Here is a 14,858-nt window from a genome sequence, read left to right on the forward strand (position 1 = left end):
GTCTGTTTTTTATGGAATGACATTCGAGTAAAAATGCCGTTCAAGAAATTCTTTATAAAAATAATAGAATATTTCGAGTTTATCTCGGATAAATTGGACTTATAAAGAAAAAGCCTTATTACGAATTTGTAATAAGGCTTTTCAGTTATTTATTGTTGTATTTCTTAATAGAAGTTTGCACGATTATCTTCTATTTCGGCTTTCTCTTTAAGTGCGTTGAAAACTGCGTTTTGAGCAGCTGGAGCTGTTTTGCTTGTCATCTGGTTTGCATAATTAACGTACGATTCCATTTTTGGAGATGGATTGAATGCTGTCACTTTAATTTTATAAACTCCTGCTTTACCATCAATCAACTGTGTAGTTTCCGCTGGTTTTGTTCCGAAGGCAATTCCAACAACTTTTGGTTCTCTATTGGAGCCAATCATTGGGTTTGCCATGGTTACACCTGTAGCATTCTGAACAGATACACCTTGTTCTTTTGCGATTTCTTGAAGCGTACTTCCTTTAATAGATTCGCGTATTTTTTGTGCTTTTTTCTCGTTGCGTAAAATTGGAGTTACTTTAGCTGAAGCATCTGCCGCTTGCATTAAACCTTTTGGATTCTTACGTGTAAGCTGTGCAATAACATATCCATCAGTTACATTAAAACGCTTGGAGTCGCCAACATTGGTGTCTTCATTAAAAGCCCAGTTAACGATGGGGCGGCTAGAGCCTAATCCTGGAATATTATCGTCCATATTCCCCAATTTATTTACAGGTTTCACTTCTAAACTTTGGTTTTTAGCTAATTCGGTAAAGTCACCTTTTTTAACGGCTACTTCAAACCTTGTGGCATCAGCAAATACCTCGTTGATAGTTTTATCTGAAGATTCGATGTTCTTTATAACGGTTGCAAGTTTAATAGCTTTTTTAGGGCTAGATTGTTTTTCAATTTCCACCACGTGATAACCGAAATCTGTTTCAACAAGACCAATAGTACCTGCTGGGTTGCTAAAGATAAATTCATCAAAAGGAGGCACCATTCTCCCAGGACTTGAATTTCCAAGATCACCGCCGTTCTGAGCTGAACCATCATCAGAGAATTCCTTTGCTAGTTCCACAAATTTTGATCTGTCTTTTTTTACAACATTTAAAATACTGTCAGCTAATTTTTCAGCTTCTTCTTTCGTTTTAGTAACTGTTTCAGGCGCACGCATAGTACCAACGTAACGAATCAAGATGTGTCTTGATTCAGCAGAATCTGGCATTTTTTTAGTGTCTAACACTTTAACTAGATTAACAGTGTTGTCCATTGAAAAAGGACCGTAAATGTCACCTTTGTTCAATTTGATTAGTGTGTCTGCAACTCTTGGTGGCAAGTTTTCCTTAAACAACCACTGCTCGAAATATGGAACATCTGAATTGGCATTTACATACTCTTCGTAGTTTTTTGTATTTCTAAAGCCAGCAATGGTGTCATTGGCTTTAGTGTCTTTATTGAATTCAATTTTATCGTTAAGCATAGCAGTAGTTTCTGTTCTTGCTGCCTCTATATCTTCCTCAGATGGTTTTTCTGAAAAAAGTACATATTGAATATCTGCTTGGGCATCCACTTGGTAATCGTTAGGATGTGCCGAAACGTATTTTTTAATTTCGTCGTCAGAAACCTTAATGTCTTCATCAGCAATTTTGCTGTAAGGCATCACTACATATTGAAAGTTTAGGTTGTCGTTTTGAAAATGATATTCTTGTTCACCCTCTGCAATTGTGGTACGCAAACCACCTTTTATCATGTTGTTATAAGTGGATTGAAGTACATTGTCTGAAATATTTTCTTCAAATGTTAACCATTGTCTATACATTTCTGGAGAGGAAGCTTGAATACTGGCAATATATTCTTGAATCTTGCCGTCATCAACTTGTCCAGCTTCGTTTAGAAAGGTTGGGTTGTTGGCCAATGCAGATTTTAAAGCATTGTCTATTTGTGCCTTCTCTACGGTAAGCCCAGCTTTTTCAATTTGCTCTTCCATGATAACGCGACGAAGTTCTCTATCCCAAACGCTGTTCATTGCTTGAGAAGCATTTCCGTTTGGTCCCATATTTCGTTGGGTAACTTCAACTTCTTCCATAAACGACTGTCTGGAAATGTCAGTACCATTTATGGTAGCAATGTTAGTTTGGCCTTTAGGACCGCCGCTACTCTTGGTTAAAACATCGCTTAAAATAAAGGCAAAAAGTGCCAATGCAATAATAAGGATAAGAAATATCCCTCTTTTTCTAATACTGTTTAAGATTGCCATTTATTGTTCAAATTTATCCTCCTTACATCCGATTATTCCGAATAGAAGGCTTTGTTTGTCATTCCTTTTAGGCCCTCATGCTAATTAAAGGGTTTTAAGGCTTTGTTTTTTAGGTGATTTTAGGTGGCGAAAATAACATTTTCCGCTCAGTAATAAAAAACTAAAGTGAAAAAAGTTATGATTTAGTTAAAAACTAATCTTCCGAGATATTTTTTAATTCAACCATTTCTATCTTCGTGCTGGAAACTTCTAGAATAGTAAATAGATAGTTGTCTATTTCTACAGTTTCTCCTCTGGCTGGAATTTCTTCGGTGTGATTAACAATCAGACCGCCTAAGGTTTCATAGTTTTCGCTTTCTTCCAGATCCAATTTGTAAGTTTCATTTAGATAATCTACTTCAAAACGTGCTGAGAATTTATAATGCCTTTCGCCCAATTCTTCCTCTATTAATTCAACGCTGTCGTGTTCGTCTTCAATTTCACCAAAGAGTTCCTCTATGATGTCTTCTACGGTAATAATACCACTCGTGCCGCCATATTCGTCAATTACTACTGCAATACTCTTTCTTTTTTTGCTAAGAATTCCCAGTACATCTTTGATAAGCATTGTTTCTGGAACAAAAACCACGGGCATTAAAACTTTTTTAATGGTAGCTGGTTTTTTAAAGAGTTCAAATGAATGCACGTAACCCAAAATATCATCTATATTCTCTTTGAAAATCAGTATTTTGGATAGGCCAGTTTCTGTGAAAAGCTTGGCGAGTTCTTTAGGGGAAGTATCAATATCTACAGCCACAACTTCAGTACGTGGTAACATAGCCTCGCGTGACTTTACTTCGGAAAAGTCTAGTGCATTTTGAAATATCTGTATTTCCGAATCCATTTCCTCCTTGGTTTCTGCTATATCCATTTGTTCTGAAATATAATTGCCAAGTTCAAGTTTGCTAAAAGTGAGTTGCACGGTGTCGCCTTCAGACTTAAAAACTAATTTCAAGACTAAGTCTGAAATCCAGATAACGAATTCAGAAATGAAGGAGAAAAGAACATAGAAGAAGTATGCTGGAATGGCGAATACCTTTATTAGATTGTTCGCGTAGATTTGAAAGAATACTTTGGGGAGGAATTCCGCGGTCAGCAGTATTACTAGTGTAGAGATAATAGTTTGAACTAGTAATCCCGTAAAACCCGCGAGCGGAATGTATTCCATTAGCAAATCGCCCATAAAGAATCCGTAGATAACTAAGGCGATATTGTTACCCACTAACATAGTGGCAATAAATTTTGAAGGGCGTTTGGTTATTTTCTTCAAAATTCCAGCTAAAAAGTTGTTTTGCTTCTTCTCAATTTCAATATGGATTTTATTGGAAGAAACGTAAGCAATCTCCATCCCCGAGAAAAAAGCGGAGAAAACAAGCATTGAGAGTATGATTATTATACTGTAATCCATCTAGAAATTTAGGGTTCAAGATTCAAGGTTGCAATTTTGATAACTTTGAATCTGAAATTTTGAATATTGAATCATTTATTCCGTTCATCCATTTTTTTTCTGAAATTTCTTTTAAAGAAAAACATAAAAATAGAGACCACAACAAAAAAGAGGAACAAATAGGCTTTGTTTGGTTGTTCGTTCCAGTTATTTATGGCTTCATAAGCAAAAAATACGGCCATGATAAGATAAGCGTATTCAAAGAAGCGAAAAATTTTATTTAGCATCGTCAATTTTATTTTTGTCAACTAATTGTACTCCTTGATTTTTTCTGGAAAGAAAGGTAGTGAAATCTTCACTGCTGTCAAATCCCACAGCGCCATCATTGTAAGAGCCGTCCTTAAATTTTATTTGGTAGGGTTTGTCTGTAAACACCCATTTATTTTTTTGGTCCCAGTAAAGCTGATCTGCTTTAAGCACAACGCTATCTGCTGTAACCAACACTACATTTTTCCGAAGATCAACCAATCCTGTTTCGTCAAACTGAATGGCATAATCTGAAGTTACGGTACTTTTTTCACCTTTGTCGTTCCAATAAAGTACTTTAATTCCGTTTGGAAATTCTTTGTAAGGAAAATCTAAATTTGAATAATCGAGTAATTTTTCAGCTATAAGATTGGTGACCAATTTTCCCGAATCCGTGTATTTAAAGTTTATGTTTTTTCCTTCGGCAATGGGCGCACCGTCTGATAGACTTAAATTCTTTACGTTTTGATAATTACTTTCACATGCAAAAAGCGTGATGGTCAATACCAAGACCATCACGCTTTTAAACATATTTATTGAGGTGTGCATCCTTATAAGTTAGGAACTCTTACGCTTCCACCAACCCAACAATTGAATTTAATGGTTTTGCCAGCCATACCTTCACTAAAGATATCACTTTTTTGAGGGGCGCGTTGTCTATATGAGTTTGCAGCGGCTTTTGCGTTTCCAGCAACAGTCCCGTCAACACGGGCAGCTTTTTCCATCATATCTGCAGCTAACCAGTACATGGCTCTCTTTTCAAAAACTGTGGTTCCACAGTTGTTTGCGCTATCTGCGTACATCGAACCTATTTTATAATAAGCAATACCTGCAGATGGTTTTACATCTAGCATTTTATTGTAGTAGCTTCTTGCTGTGCTAAGACTTCCTTTCTTACGGTAGTTTTCAGCAATACTATAATATATTCTTGCTTTTTTAGCATTATCATTTTCAAGATCTGCAGCTTGGTTAAAGTATTCTAGAGCTTTAGAAGCTTTACCATTAGCCTCAGCTTGTTTACCCAATAGATATGCAGATGTAGAGCTCGGCTCCAATTCGTGAAGGCGTACTGCCAATTTATTTGAGAGTGGGCTATCACAATCTTTAGCATCAAGTCTATTACTTGCAGATTTAATCCAATCTACATCGTTCTTTTTCTGCTCGTAGTCCTTTTCATAAAGTGGAATTAGGTTCGGGCAATCTGCCAATTGACCTAATTTTCCGCTTACACTTCCTTCAACAGTAGCATAAACACCAAGATTGTTTTCGTACACATCTTTAGCGCGTTTTTCTTTATCTGTAAGAGCTGTTCCAGCTTCTTCCTTGTCCATTAAAGGGGTTAGTTTTGCAGCAAGACTGTTTTTCTGCTCGTCTATTTTTGCTGATACTACATCGTAAAGGTTAAAAATTTCTTGAAGATCTTTTTCACCAGAATTCTGTAAATCTACAGCCAATGAAAAATAGGCGTAGAGACTTTTACCGCTGGTGAAGTTTTCAGGATCTTTCTTAAATGCTTCGTCAAAAGCATTAAACTGTTCTTCCTTAGAACCTATATTGTTATCAAACTTTATTTGAGCGATCGTTGAAAGTACATCGCCTTCTTTGGTTTTCGCTGGAAAGTTTTGAAGTCTCAATTCCCAAGCCTTTATAAGGTCTTTTACTTTGCTTTTATCACCTTTCTCATCAATAAAATATTCAAACATTTTTACCGCATACTGATAAATGGCGAGATTGTAATCTGGACATTCCTTTATCAATTTTTCATAATAAGGAAGTGCAGCATCATAATTTTTTACTTTAGCAGGTTCAGTAAAATAAGACAATGAAATTGCGCAATCATCTGGTGCTTGGGCAAATGTTATTCCTGAAATGGAAACGAGTAAAACTGTAAATAATAATGTTAATTTTGTTTTCATGGTATTGCTGTTATTGGTATTAATCGTATAATCTTTTTTCGAACCAACGGTCGTTTAATGAGAAGCTTAAAAATGTATTGACAAAGTTTTCTTGTATCAAACCAAAGTCCGTAGTTCCGCGTTTTCCGACTTCTACCCCAATGTTCACATTAGAGAATAATCGTCCTACAGGTAGTCCAGCTCCAAAAGATATGCCAAACTCGTTTATGTCGTGACCATCCACGGCTAAACCTGTTTGGTCAAATCGCACTCCAGCTCTGTAAACCACTCGTTTAAAGTATTTTCCAAACGAATTATAATTTGGAATATAAAATCCACCTATATTAAATTTAGATGCATTTTTATAGGTTACTCTTTCAATTGCTAATGAACGGTTTGTAAAATTACTACTTTTTTGGTTGGTATATTCAACGCCAACACCCCAAAATTTTGGTTTGCTTATTCCTGCGCCAATTGTGAACTCTGAAGGAAAGGTAAATTCGGTATCATCAATCGCTACATCTCTATCATCAATAGCAAATATTCCATTTGGAAGTATTGTAACACTTGCGGTATTTCTGAAGTTTTCTGAAGTGAAATTAGTTCCAGGGCTAAAGGTTACCGACCCAGTAAGTTCTAGGTTTTCGGTGATCATTCTCTTGTAAAGTGCTCCAAAATTAAAACTGAAACCTGAAAGATTGGATTTATTAATAACCCGTGTTCCGTATTGCATTTCTGGTCTTTGGGTAACAGCGGTATTTTCGATTTTTCCGAAATTGTAATTGGCATCTACACCAAGACTAAGTTCTGGAGTAACTTGATAACCCAATGAAAGAAATGCCTTGTTAAGGCCGCCATTTCCATCGAATTTTGTAACGCCGCCCTCAGGAAACTCTGTGTAAAAATCATAACCAACCGAGGTGTAAGGAATCAATCCAAAACCCATCCCGAGTTTACCCATAGGAATTCCCATGGTCAAATAATCTAAAGTGGTAGCGGAAGTATTTTGGCTATCCGATTCGTTTTTTTGATTTACAGCTTTGTTGCTTGCACCAACATTAAAATTAATCAGGCGCAATCCAGCATATCCCGCTGGGTTCTGTAGGTTTACGTGAATGCTGTCAGAGAAAACACCAAGGCCTCCCATAGATTTATTTTCCACGGTACCACGAAATTCTGTTAATCCAATGCCATAATATGAATATGGAGACTTGGTTCCATGTTGGGCTATGGCAGAACTCGCAACAACTAAAAATAAACCAATTACTATTTTTCTAAACATCAATGTTTGTTATATTCTAAAATATGGTTCAATCCCTCCAATAAAAAATTTGAGTTGGCAAAGATGTCATTTTTTAAACTATCTCGCAAAAAATGTACGTCTCCTCCTGTTAAAATAACTGTTAAATTGTTCCATTTCTTTTTGGAATCTTCTATAAACCCATCTATTTCGTATAAAACCCCATTTACAATTCCTGAATGAATTGCGGTATTCGTGGTGTTTCCAATTACTTTCTGAGGGTTGTTTGCTTCCAATAACGGCAATTTTTCGGTGAACGTGTGTAAAGATTTATACCGAAGTGAAAGTCCCGGCGAAATCGCACCGCCTAAATATTTATTCTCGGAGGTCAAAAAATCGTATGTAATACAAGTGCCAGCGTCAATAATCAGCACGTTTTTTTTAGGAAATTGTGCAGCGGCCGCACTAACTAATGCAATACGATCTATACCCAAGGTATGGGGAGTGGCGTATTCGTTATTAAAAGGAAGTTTTGTTTCATGGGTAAGATTCAAAACAGGAAACCACTGCTTTAACTCGAATAAATGTTGTTCCGTGATATTACTTACAGAAGAGACAATTGAATTCTCTATACCCGGAAAGGTCTCGGAAATAGTATTAAGCGTGTGCAGAAAATCTTTCTTTACGCAGGTTGTTCTGTGTTTAAGATGCTCTTTGTCAAACACTCCAAGTTTTATCAAAGTGTTCCCAACGTCAATTACAAGATTCATTTTTTTCTTTAAGACCGTAAAAATACGATTACAAATAGCAGGAAATTGTTAATGGGTTATTAAATTGGGAAAATATATTTTCATTTTTTTTGATTAAAGTTTTGCGAAAACGAAAATAGCTTTATATTTGCCGTCTCAATAATGGTGCCTTAGCTCAGTTGGTAGAGCAATGGACTGAAAATCCATGTGTCCCTAGTTCGATTCTTGGAGGCACCACTTAAAAACCCGAAACGCAAGTTTCGGGTTTTTTGTTTTTGGGATAAGGGTGTTCCTAGTGGATCGAGGGATCAAGTCAAAAATTGTTGTGTTTATGCAAAAATTGAGGTTAATCTATAAGAGGATGAGTCTTTAGGTTATTTTAAAATACATACTTGAAAGCATAATATACCGCTACAAACTCTTCAATTGAAACAAGACCATTCATGCTAAAAAGAACGTCGCCACTGTAATTTGAATTGCCGTCATACACCTTTCCATCACTAATGGTCATTAAGATATCACCTGAATAGCTTGAATTTTTATTATACACCTTTCCATCCTTAATGTTCATTATGATGTCTCCCGAGTAATTGGAATTACCTTTATAAACCTTTCCTTTTGATATTGAAAATAGAATATCTCCGGAATAGTTTGAATTTTTTTTGTAGATTTTATTACCGGATATGCTACAAAGGATGTCTCCTGAATAATTTGAATTTTCCTTGTAAACTTTGCTATCCTTGATATTACAGATAATATCACCGCTATAATTTGATGTTCCAGAAAATACTTTTACTTGAGATACGGATGCTTCAATACAGAAGAAAGTCAATGCAAATAGGAGGAGGAATTTCATTTTTTATGAGTTTTAATCATTTCTTCAAATGAAATAATCGTTCCAAAGCCTTTTTTTCTGAAATATTCCTGGTCTCTTTCATTTCCCGTTGCCAAAATAAAATCGCCACCCCAAGCGCCCAAACTCTTTATGGTTCTTGGATAAACGCTAAAAAGTTGTTCTTTGATTGTGGGAAGACTTATAGTTTCTGAAATAATTGATTCGTGTAAATTCATCAACTTTTCAAACTCTGAAAGTGAATTACACGTCAAGAGATTATTGCTGATGTCTGAAATTCGTTGAATGGATTTTGCCTCTACCGAAGCATTTCTGTACCTCGAAATCCCTTCTTTGCTATCCTGTTTTTGGTTTAAATGAACAAAAAATAAATGATCTGTAAAATCCCAGGGCAGAGCTACTTCTTTGAACGTGGATTTTTCATCTTTCAACTCATATAAAATAGGAGAATCATTTTGTGCAGCCGCAATATCGTAACCACTCCCGCCAAAACTCTTGATGAGTAATTTAAATGGATCTACTGCTGCCCATTGTGCAATATTGTTAATTAAGGTTGAAGAAGTACCTAAGCCCCAATTTCGAGGGAAATCTAGTTTTGTGATTACACTGATACCTTTTTCCTTGGAAAGAAAATCTGGATTCAGTTTTTTTGCTTCACGAATAATTTTTGAAAGCGTTTTTGAGATTGTATTTTCAGTATTTAGACTTTTTAAATTTTCTTGACAAAAAGTATCTTCAAACCAAACAACATCTTCTTCATCCAAACTTTTCCAGTGAATTTGTTTCTTTTCTGAATTTGTGCCTGCCGACAGATAGGTGTTAACCTCCAAGGATTGTCCATATTTTGTGGGAATTGCAAGAGCTTCAGCTCCGTCAAGAACTACATATTCACCGGTAAGCAATAATTTCCCGTTGCTGTGGAATGTTTTTTTCAAAAGTTTAATTGCTATGTTTTTTTATTAGGATTTTGACGTGTGCTAAAAAAATAGGTGGTATCTGTCTCAGTATCTCCGAAGTAAAATAAAGTGATAAATTTATAGATTACCGCTTTTCTGACAGATTTCTTCTGCGTTTTTGGTCCAGATTAAATTCATTTTAAAAAGGGAAATTTGTTGTTTACTCGCTGACGAACCTCTTCCGAAGAAAAGATTTTACCTTCCCTATAATCTTGTCTGCCCTTTTCGATTGATGCTTTTGCTGCATCGGGGAGTTCATCATACCAATCTCCAGCCGTACTTTCTTTAAGTTGGTAGATTTTTTCAATAGTTGCCTCATCTTTAAGGTGTAACAACCACTGAATCAAATCCAGTTTTTTTGACTTTACATCCATGTTCATAAAATTACAACAATTTTTAATATCTTCTCTTTGCTGCTTCCCAACTTATAGTAAAGAATCTTTCATTTTTTCTAAATTTCTAAATTTCTAAATTTCTAAACTTCTAAACTCTTCAACTTCTCATCATCTCCAAAAAATCATTCACTGTACCATGCGAGACTGCATTGTCCTTGAAATATTCCAAGGCCTCATTTTTTTCTTCTTTTGAAGCATTAAATTGATTCAATATATTCATCAAGTGCATTTTCATATGTCCTTTTTGAATTCCAACGGTAACCAGAGAGCGAATGGCAGCAAAATTTTGGGCCAAACCGGCAACTGCCATAATTTTCATCAATTGCTTGGCATCTGGTTTTTGAAGAATTTCAAAAGCCAGTTTTGTCAAGGGGTGAAGGGAGGTCAACCCGCCAACGGTTCCAACAGCCAATGGCAGTTCAATCCAAAAAGTAAAAACACCATCTTCGATTGTTGCGTGAGTAAGACTGCCGTAGTACGAGTTTCTTGCAGCATACGCATGAACTCCTGCTTCCACGGCACGGAAATCATTTCCAGTAGCCAAAACTAATGCGTCCACACCGTTCATGATGCCCTTGTTGTGGGTTACGGCACGGCGAGATTCGGTTTTTGCGATTTCAATGGCACGGATAAATTTTTCAGCAAATTGCAGTCCGTCCTGATGTTTTGTCGTTAGTTTTTCTACTTTACAACTCACTTCGGCCCGCACCAAACATTCTGGAACATAATTGGAAAGAATGCTCATCACTACTTCTGGATAAACTTCTTTTTTCTGAAATGGTTCGTAGTTTTTTGCTTCATCTTCAAAAGTATGTGCCATTTGTTCCAGACAGCTATTGATGAAGTTGGCACCCATGGCATCCAAGGTTTCAAAACTTGCGTGAATGTAAAAATATCCGTCCAAAATATGTGATTTATCCACCAACGAAAGCTCTAGAAGTCCACCGCCACGGGCTTTCATGTTTTTCTCAATAGATTGGATACTCTCTCGGAGTTTTGGTTTAACCTCTTCAAAGAAATTTTCAATATCTTTTTCACTTCCGAAGAAATCAAAATGTATTTGTCCGTTCTTTTCCGTCGAAATCACTTCGGCTTTAAATCCGCCGCGCTCCAACCAGAATTTGGCAGCATTGCTCGCCGCAGCCACAACCGAACTTTCTTCGGTAACCATTGGCAGGGCATGTAGGTCTCCATTGATTAGAAAATTTGGTGCAATTCCGAAGGGCAAGTAATAATTGGAAAGTGTGTTTTCTATAAAATCGTCATGAAGCTGCTGTAAGGAAGCATCTTCATTCCAGTAATTCTTTAAAATTCGAATTGAATCTGAGTTGTTTTGCAGGTAATTTTCTGCAAGCCATTCAATTTTTTCAGCTTTGGTTTTCTTTGAAAATCCAGAAACGGGTTGGTTCATTTAGATAAATATGAGTTCCTTGCAAATATAGTGAAGCCCCTAACCCCCAAGGGGAAATTTCTAAAAAAAAGCAATTAAAGACAAATACTCAAATCGAAAAAGGTATTCTAGAACAATAATCTGTTCTAAAATACCTTTTTCAGTTAACTTAAAACAAAATGTTATTAAGCTTCTTTTTCTTGTGCATCCTTAACTGGTGCTGGACGTACGTTAAATTTTTTACGTTTCGGCCTTAATTTTCCATAAGAGCCAATATTTATCTTTCCGCGCTTCGTTTTCTTATCTCCTTTTCCCATAATTAATTTTTTGTTTTTTAATTCCGTTGCAGACAGGCAGTGACGGAAGTCGATTATTTTTTATTTTGTTGTTTCTTTATAGTCTTTTCATTGATATCAAACTCATTGGTTTTTTGATTTGTATTACCAGTTGGGTTCGTAGGGTTCTTTTGCTCTGTTTTTCTTTCAAATTTCTTTTCCATGATCTTGATTTTTTAGTGTAGGCCTAATTTACAGAAATCTAAACACAATTTGTATTAAACCCTTGCTAAATAATGGTTAAACCTTTCGAATGGAGCTGACAAACTCTGAAATTCCATATAGCCCCTTTTCTAAAATCATTTTTATAAATGCACTGCCAATAATTGCGCCATTGGTATGGGAAGTGGCTTGTGTATAAGTTTTCGAATCCTGAATCCCAAATCCTACGATTAATGTATTGGTAAGTTCCATAGAAGAAATACGTTGAAAATATTTTTCCTGTTCTTCTCCAAAACCTTCTGAACTGCCAGTAACACTCGCGCTACTTACCATATAAATAAAGCCTTCGGAAGTAGCATCAATTTGGCGAATTCTTTCTTCTGAAGTTTGCGGAGTAATTAGAAATATATTGATTAAACCGTATTTCTTGAAAGTTTCAGCATAATGTTCTTGATATTCAGCCAATGGAAGATCTGGTATGATTAAGCCATCAATACCAACTTCCGCACATTTCTTGCAGAAATTCTCAACCCCATATTGAAGCATAGGATTAAAATACCCCATAATTATTAAAGGTATTGAAACCGTTTTCCGAACATCTTTTAGCTGTTCAAAAAGATGATTTGTTGTCATTCCGTTTTTTAAAGCGACTTGAGAACTGGCTTGAATAGTAGGGCCATCAGCCAATGGATCGCTAAAAGGCAAACCAATTTCGACCATATCTACTCCGCTTTTTTCAAGTTGTTCAAGTATTTCAACGGTATCCTCTAGTTTTGGATATCCTGCGGTGAAGTAGATGGAGAGGAGTTTTTTGTTCTGCTTTAATTTCTCTTTAATTCGACTCATAATATAGAAGATTAAACCTGACAGGTTTTAAAACCTGTCAGGTTTGGATTTGTTTATAAATTAAAATATTTGATATAAGTGTCAAGATCCTTATCTCCTCTACCACTTAAATTCACAACCACGACATCCTCCTCTTTGAATTTCCTGTTTTCAAAAATTGCGAGTGCATGACTGCTTTCGATAGCGGGAATAATTCCTTCCAGTTTGCAAAGTTCGAGACCAGCTTGCATAGCTTTATCATCGGTAATTGAAATGAATTCGCCTCTCCCGCTTCTAAAAAGATTGGCGTGCATAGGACCAACGCCTGGATAATCCAAGCCTGCGGAAATAGAGTAGGGTTCTGTGATTTGTCCGTCGTTAGTTTGCATTAACAGTGTTTTACTTCCGTGGATAATCCCCACTTTTCCTAAGGCTGAAGTCGCGGCACTTTCGCCTGAATCAATTCCTTTTCCGGCCGCTTCTACAGCTATAATTCCAACTTCGGGAATATCGAGATAATGATAAAATGCGCCAGCTGCATTACTGCCGCCGCCAACACAGGCAACAACAAAGTTTGGGTTTTCTTTGCCTTCTTTTTCTTTGAGTTGCACTTTTATTTCTTCGGAAATCACACTTTGAAACCGTGCCACCATATCGGGGTATGGATGTGGGCCAACCACACTACCTATTATATAATGTGTGTCCACAGGGTTATTGATCCAATCGCGAATCGCTTCGTTAGTAGCATCTTTTAAGGTTTTACTACCGCTAATAGCTGGAACCACTTTTGCACCGAGCATTTTCATTCTGGCTACGTTTGGCGCTTGGCGTTCAATGTCTATTTCTCCCATAAAAACAATGCACTTTAAACCCATCAGCGCACAAACTGTTGCCGTTGCAACGCCGTGTTGACCTGCCCCAGTTTCGGCAATAATTCGAGTTTTGCCCAAACGCTTCGCCATCAATATTTGTCCGATGGTGTTGTTTACTTTATGTGCGCCTGTATGACAGAGATCCTCGCGCTTTAAATAAATTTTGGTGTTGTATTTTTCTGAAAGCCGTTTTGCAAAATATAGCGGCGTTGGCCTACCCACATAATCCTTTAGCAATGCTCGGAATTCCTTTTGAAAAGATTCCTCAGCCATTATTTTCAAATAATTTTGACGCAGTTCTTCCACATTTGGATAGAGCATTTCTGGAATGTATGCTCCACCAAATTCTCCGTAATAGCCTTTTTCGTTTACATTATAATTCATAATTCAAGATTCAAAGTTTCAGGTTCAATGTGTAGTTGTGATTTATTATAGTCTAGTCCTATTAAAAACCTTGTCCATCCGGCAGGCTGGCTTGCAGAATGTTCTGAAATTCCTTCAATACGGAAACATCCTTCAGACCCGGTTCAATTTCAAACTTGCTATTTACATCTATCGCATGAATTGGGAGTTCTGTTTTCAGCAATTCTTTTAACGAATCAACTTCTTCCATACCTATGCCACCGCTTAAGATGAATGGTTTTTTTAAGGTGTACTTTTTCAGAATCTCCCAGTTAAAGGTGAAACCATTTCCTCCTTTTTCTTTTCCTTTGGTGTCAAAGAGGAATTTGTCGACCTTATTTTCAAAAATTGATAGCTGATTAAAATCGAAATAATCATCAAGGTTAAAAGCTTTCCATACCAATGTTTTTGAAAACACCAAATACCATTGTAAATCCAGTACATATTCCTTGCTTTCGTTGCCGTGAAGTTGGATAAAATCTAACGAATGCTTTTTAGTCAGCTCAATAACCCTTGAGATTTTTTCATCTACAAAAACGCCAACTTTTTTAACTCCGGGTGGAAGCGGCGGAATTTCTTCAGCATCAAAATATCTCGGACTTTTAGCATAAAAGATGAAGCCTAAATATTCTGGCTGAAGTTCGGCAACTTCGGCAATGTTGTGTTTCATTCCGCAGATTTTCAGTTTTATATCCATTTTTCGAATTTTATAATAAGTAATTAACCACCCCGTCTTCGGCACCCTTTTGCATTCCTCTCACTCTTTCATCATT

General features: G+C 36.5%; 15 protein-coding genes and 1 tRNA gene. 1 reads left to right on the forward strand and 15 read right to left on the reverse strand.

Annotation, left to right across the window (positions count from 1 at the left end; all coding sequences use genetic code 11):
- Nucleotides 1–164 precede the first annotated feature (164 nt).
- The 6 genes from G440_RS0105445 to G440_RS0105475 all read right to left on the reverse strand — a co-directional run bounded on the left by G440_RS0105445 (nt 165) and on the right by G440_RS0105475 (nt 7,916).
- Nucleotides 165–2,279: a peptidylprolyl isomerase gene (locus G440_RS0105445; protein ID WP_026450378.1), complete on the reverse strand. Its 2,115-nt coding sequence runs from the start codon at nt 2,277–2,279 to the stop codon at nt 165–167.
- 193 nt (nt 2,280–2,472) lie between these two features.
- On the reverse strand, nt 2,473–3,726 hold the full coding sequence (locus G440_RS0105450; RefSeq protein WP_026450379.1) for a hemolysin family protein: 1,254 nt from the start codon (nt 3,724–3,726) through the stop codon (nt 2,473–2,475).
- 255 nt (nt 3,727–3,981) lie between these two features.
- Nucleotides 3,982–4,560 carry an LPS export ABC transporter periplasmic protein LptC gene (gene lptC, locus G440_RS0105460; RefSeq protein WP_026450381.1) on the reverse strand — a complete coding sequence of 193 codons (579 nt, stop codon included), beginning with the start codon at nt 4,558–4,560 and terminating at the stop codon, nt 3,982–3,984.
- A gap of 2 nt (nt 4,561–4,562) precedes the next feature.
- On the reverse strand, nt 4,563–5,927 hold the full coding sequence (locus tag G440_RS0105465; protein WP_026450382.1) for a tetratricopeptide repeat protein: 1,365 nt from the start codon (nt 5,925–5,927) through the stop codon (nt 4,563–4,565).
- A gap of 19 nt (nt 5,928–5,946) precedes the next feature.
- On the reverse strand, nt 5,947–7,188 hold the full coding sequence (gene bamG / locus G440_RS0105470) for a BamG family beta-barrel-assembly machinery protein (RefSeq protein ID WP_026450383.1): 1,242 nt from the start codon (nt 7,186–7,188) through the stop codon (nt 5,947–5,949).
- Nucleotides 7,188–7,916, reverse strand: a complete 729-nt coding sequence (locus tag G440_RS0105475) for a type III pantothenate kinase (protein ID WP_026450384.1) — start codon at nt 7,914–7,916, stop codon at nt 7,188–7,190. The genes bamG and G440_RS0105475 overlap by 1 nt, the downstream gene beginning before the upstream one ends.
- A gap of 143 nt (nt 7,917–8,059) precedes the next feature.
- Between G440_RS0105475 and G440_RS0105480 the strand changes: the two genes are divergently transcribed.
- Nucleotides 8,060–8,132 (forward strand) — tRNA-Phe (locus G440_RS0105480).
- A gap of 142 nt (nt 8,133–8,274) precedes the next feature.
- Here G440_RS0105480 and G440_RS0105485 read toward each other — a convergent pair.
- The 9 genes from G440_RS0105485 to G440_RS0105525 form a co-directional block, all read right to left on the reverse strand.
- Nucleotides 8,275–8,751: a hypothetical protein gene (locus G440_RS0105485; RefSeq protein ID WP_026450385.1), complete on the reverse strand. Its 477-nt coding sequence runs from the start codon at nt 8,749–8,751 to the stop codon at nt 8,275–8,277.
- Nucleotides 8,748–9,683: a GYDIA family GHMP kinase gene (locus G440_RS0105490; protein WP_026450386.1), complete on the reverse strand. Its 936-nt coding sequence runs from the start codon at nt 9,681–9,683 to the stop codon at nt 8,748–8,750. The genes G440_RS0105485 and G440_RS0105490 overlap by 4 nt, the downstream gene beginning before the upstream one ends.
- Nucleotides 9,684–9,838: 155 nt before the next feature.
- Nucleotides 9,839–10,084, reverse strand: a complete 246-nt coding sequence (locus G440_RS0105495) for a hypothetical protein (protein WP_034259062.1) — start codon at nt 10,082–10,084, stop codon at nt 9,839–9,841.
- Between the two features lie 112 nt (nt 10,085–10,196).
- The gene (locus tag G440_RS0105500) at nt 10,197–11,510 is read right to left on the reverse strand and encodes a hydroxymethylglutaryl-CoA reductase, degradative (protein ID WP_026450388.1); all 1,314 of its coding nucleotides are present in this window, start codon (nt 11,508–11,510) and stop codon (nt 10,197–10,199) included.
- 164 nt (nt 11,511–11,674) lie between these two features.
- A complete protein-coding gene (locus G440_RS20940) occupies nt 11,675–11,806 on the reverse strand; it encodes a 30S ribosomal protein THX (RefSeq protein WP_084426605.1) in 132 nt (43 codons plus the stop codon).
- 53 nt (nt 11,807–11,859) lie between these two features.
- Entirely contained in the window at nt 11,860–11,988 is a 129-nt protein-coding gene (locus tag G440_RS21580) for a hypothetical protein (protein WP_281170750.1), read from the reverse strand.
- A 76-nt stretch (nt 11,989–12,064) separates the two neighbouring features.
- Nucleotides 12,065–12,832: a tryptophan synthase subunit alpha gene (trpA, locus tag G440_RS0105515; protein WP_026450389.1), complete on the reverse strand. Its 768-nt coding sequence runs from the start codon at nt 12,830–12,832 to the stop codon at nt 12,065–12,067.
- A 53-nt stretch (nt 12,833–12,885) separates the two neighbouring features.
- Complete coding sequence (gene trpB, locus G440_RS0105520) at nt 12,886–14,067, reverse strand: tryptophan synthase subunit beta (protein ID WP_026450390.1); 1,182 nt, start codon at nt 14,065–14,067, stop codon at nt 12,886–12,888.
- Between the two features lie 61 nt (nt 14,068–14,128).
- Nucleotides 14,129–14,782 carry a phosphoribosylanthranilate isomerase gene (locus G440_RS0105525; protein ID WP_245574831.1) on the reverse strand — a complete coding sequence of 218 codons (654 nt, stop codon included), beginning with the start codon at nt 14,780–14,782 and terminating at the stop codon, nt 14,129–14,131.
- Nucleotides 14,783–14,858: the final 76 nt, after the last annotated feature.

Origin of the sequence: Aequorivita capsosiphonis DSM 23843 (assembly GCF_000429125.1) — a bacterium.
GTDB classification, from domain to species: Bacteria; Bacteroidota; Bacteroidia; order Flavobacteriales; family Flavobacteriaceae; genus Aequorivita; species Aequorivita capsosiphonis.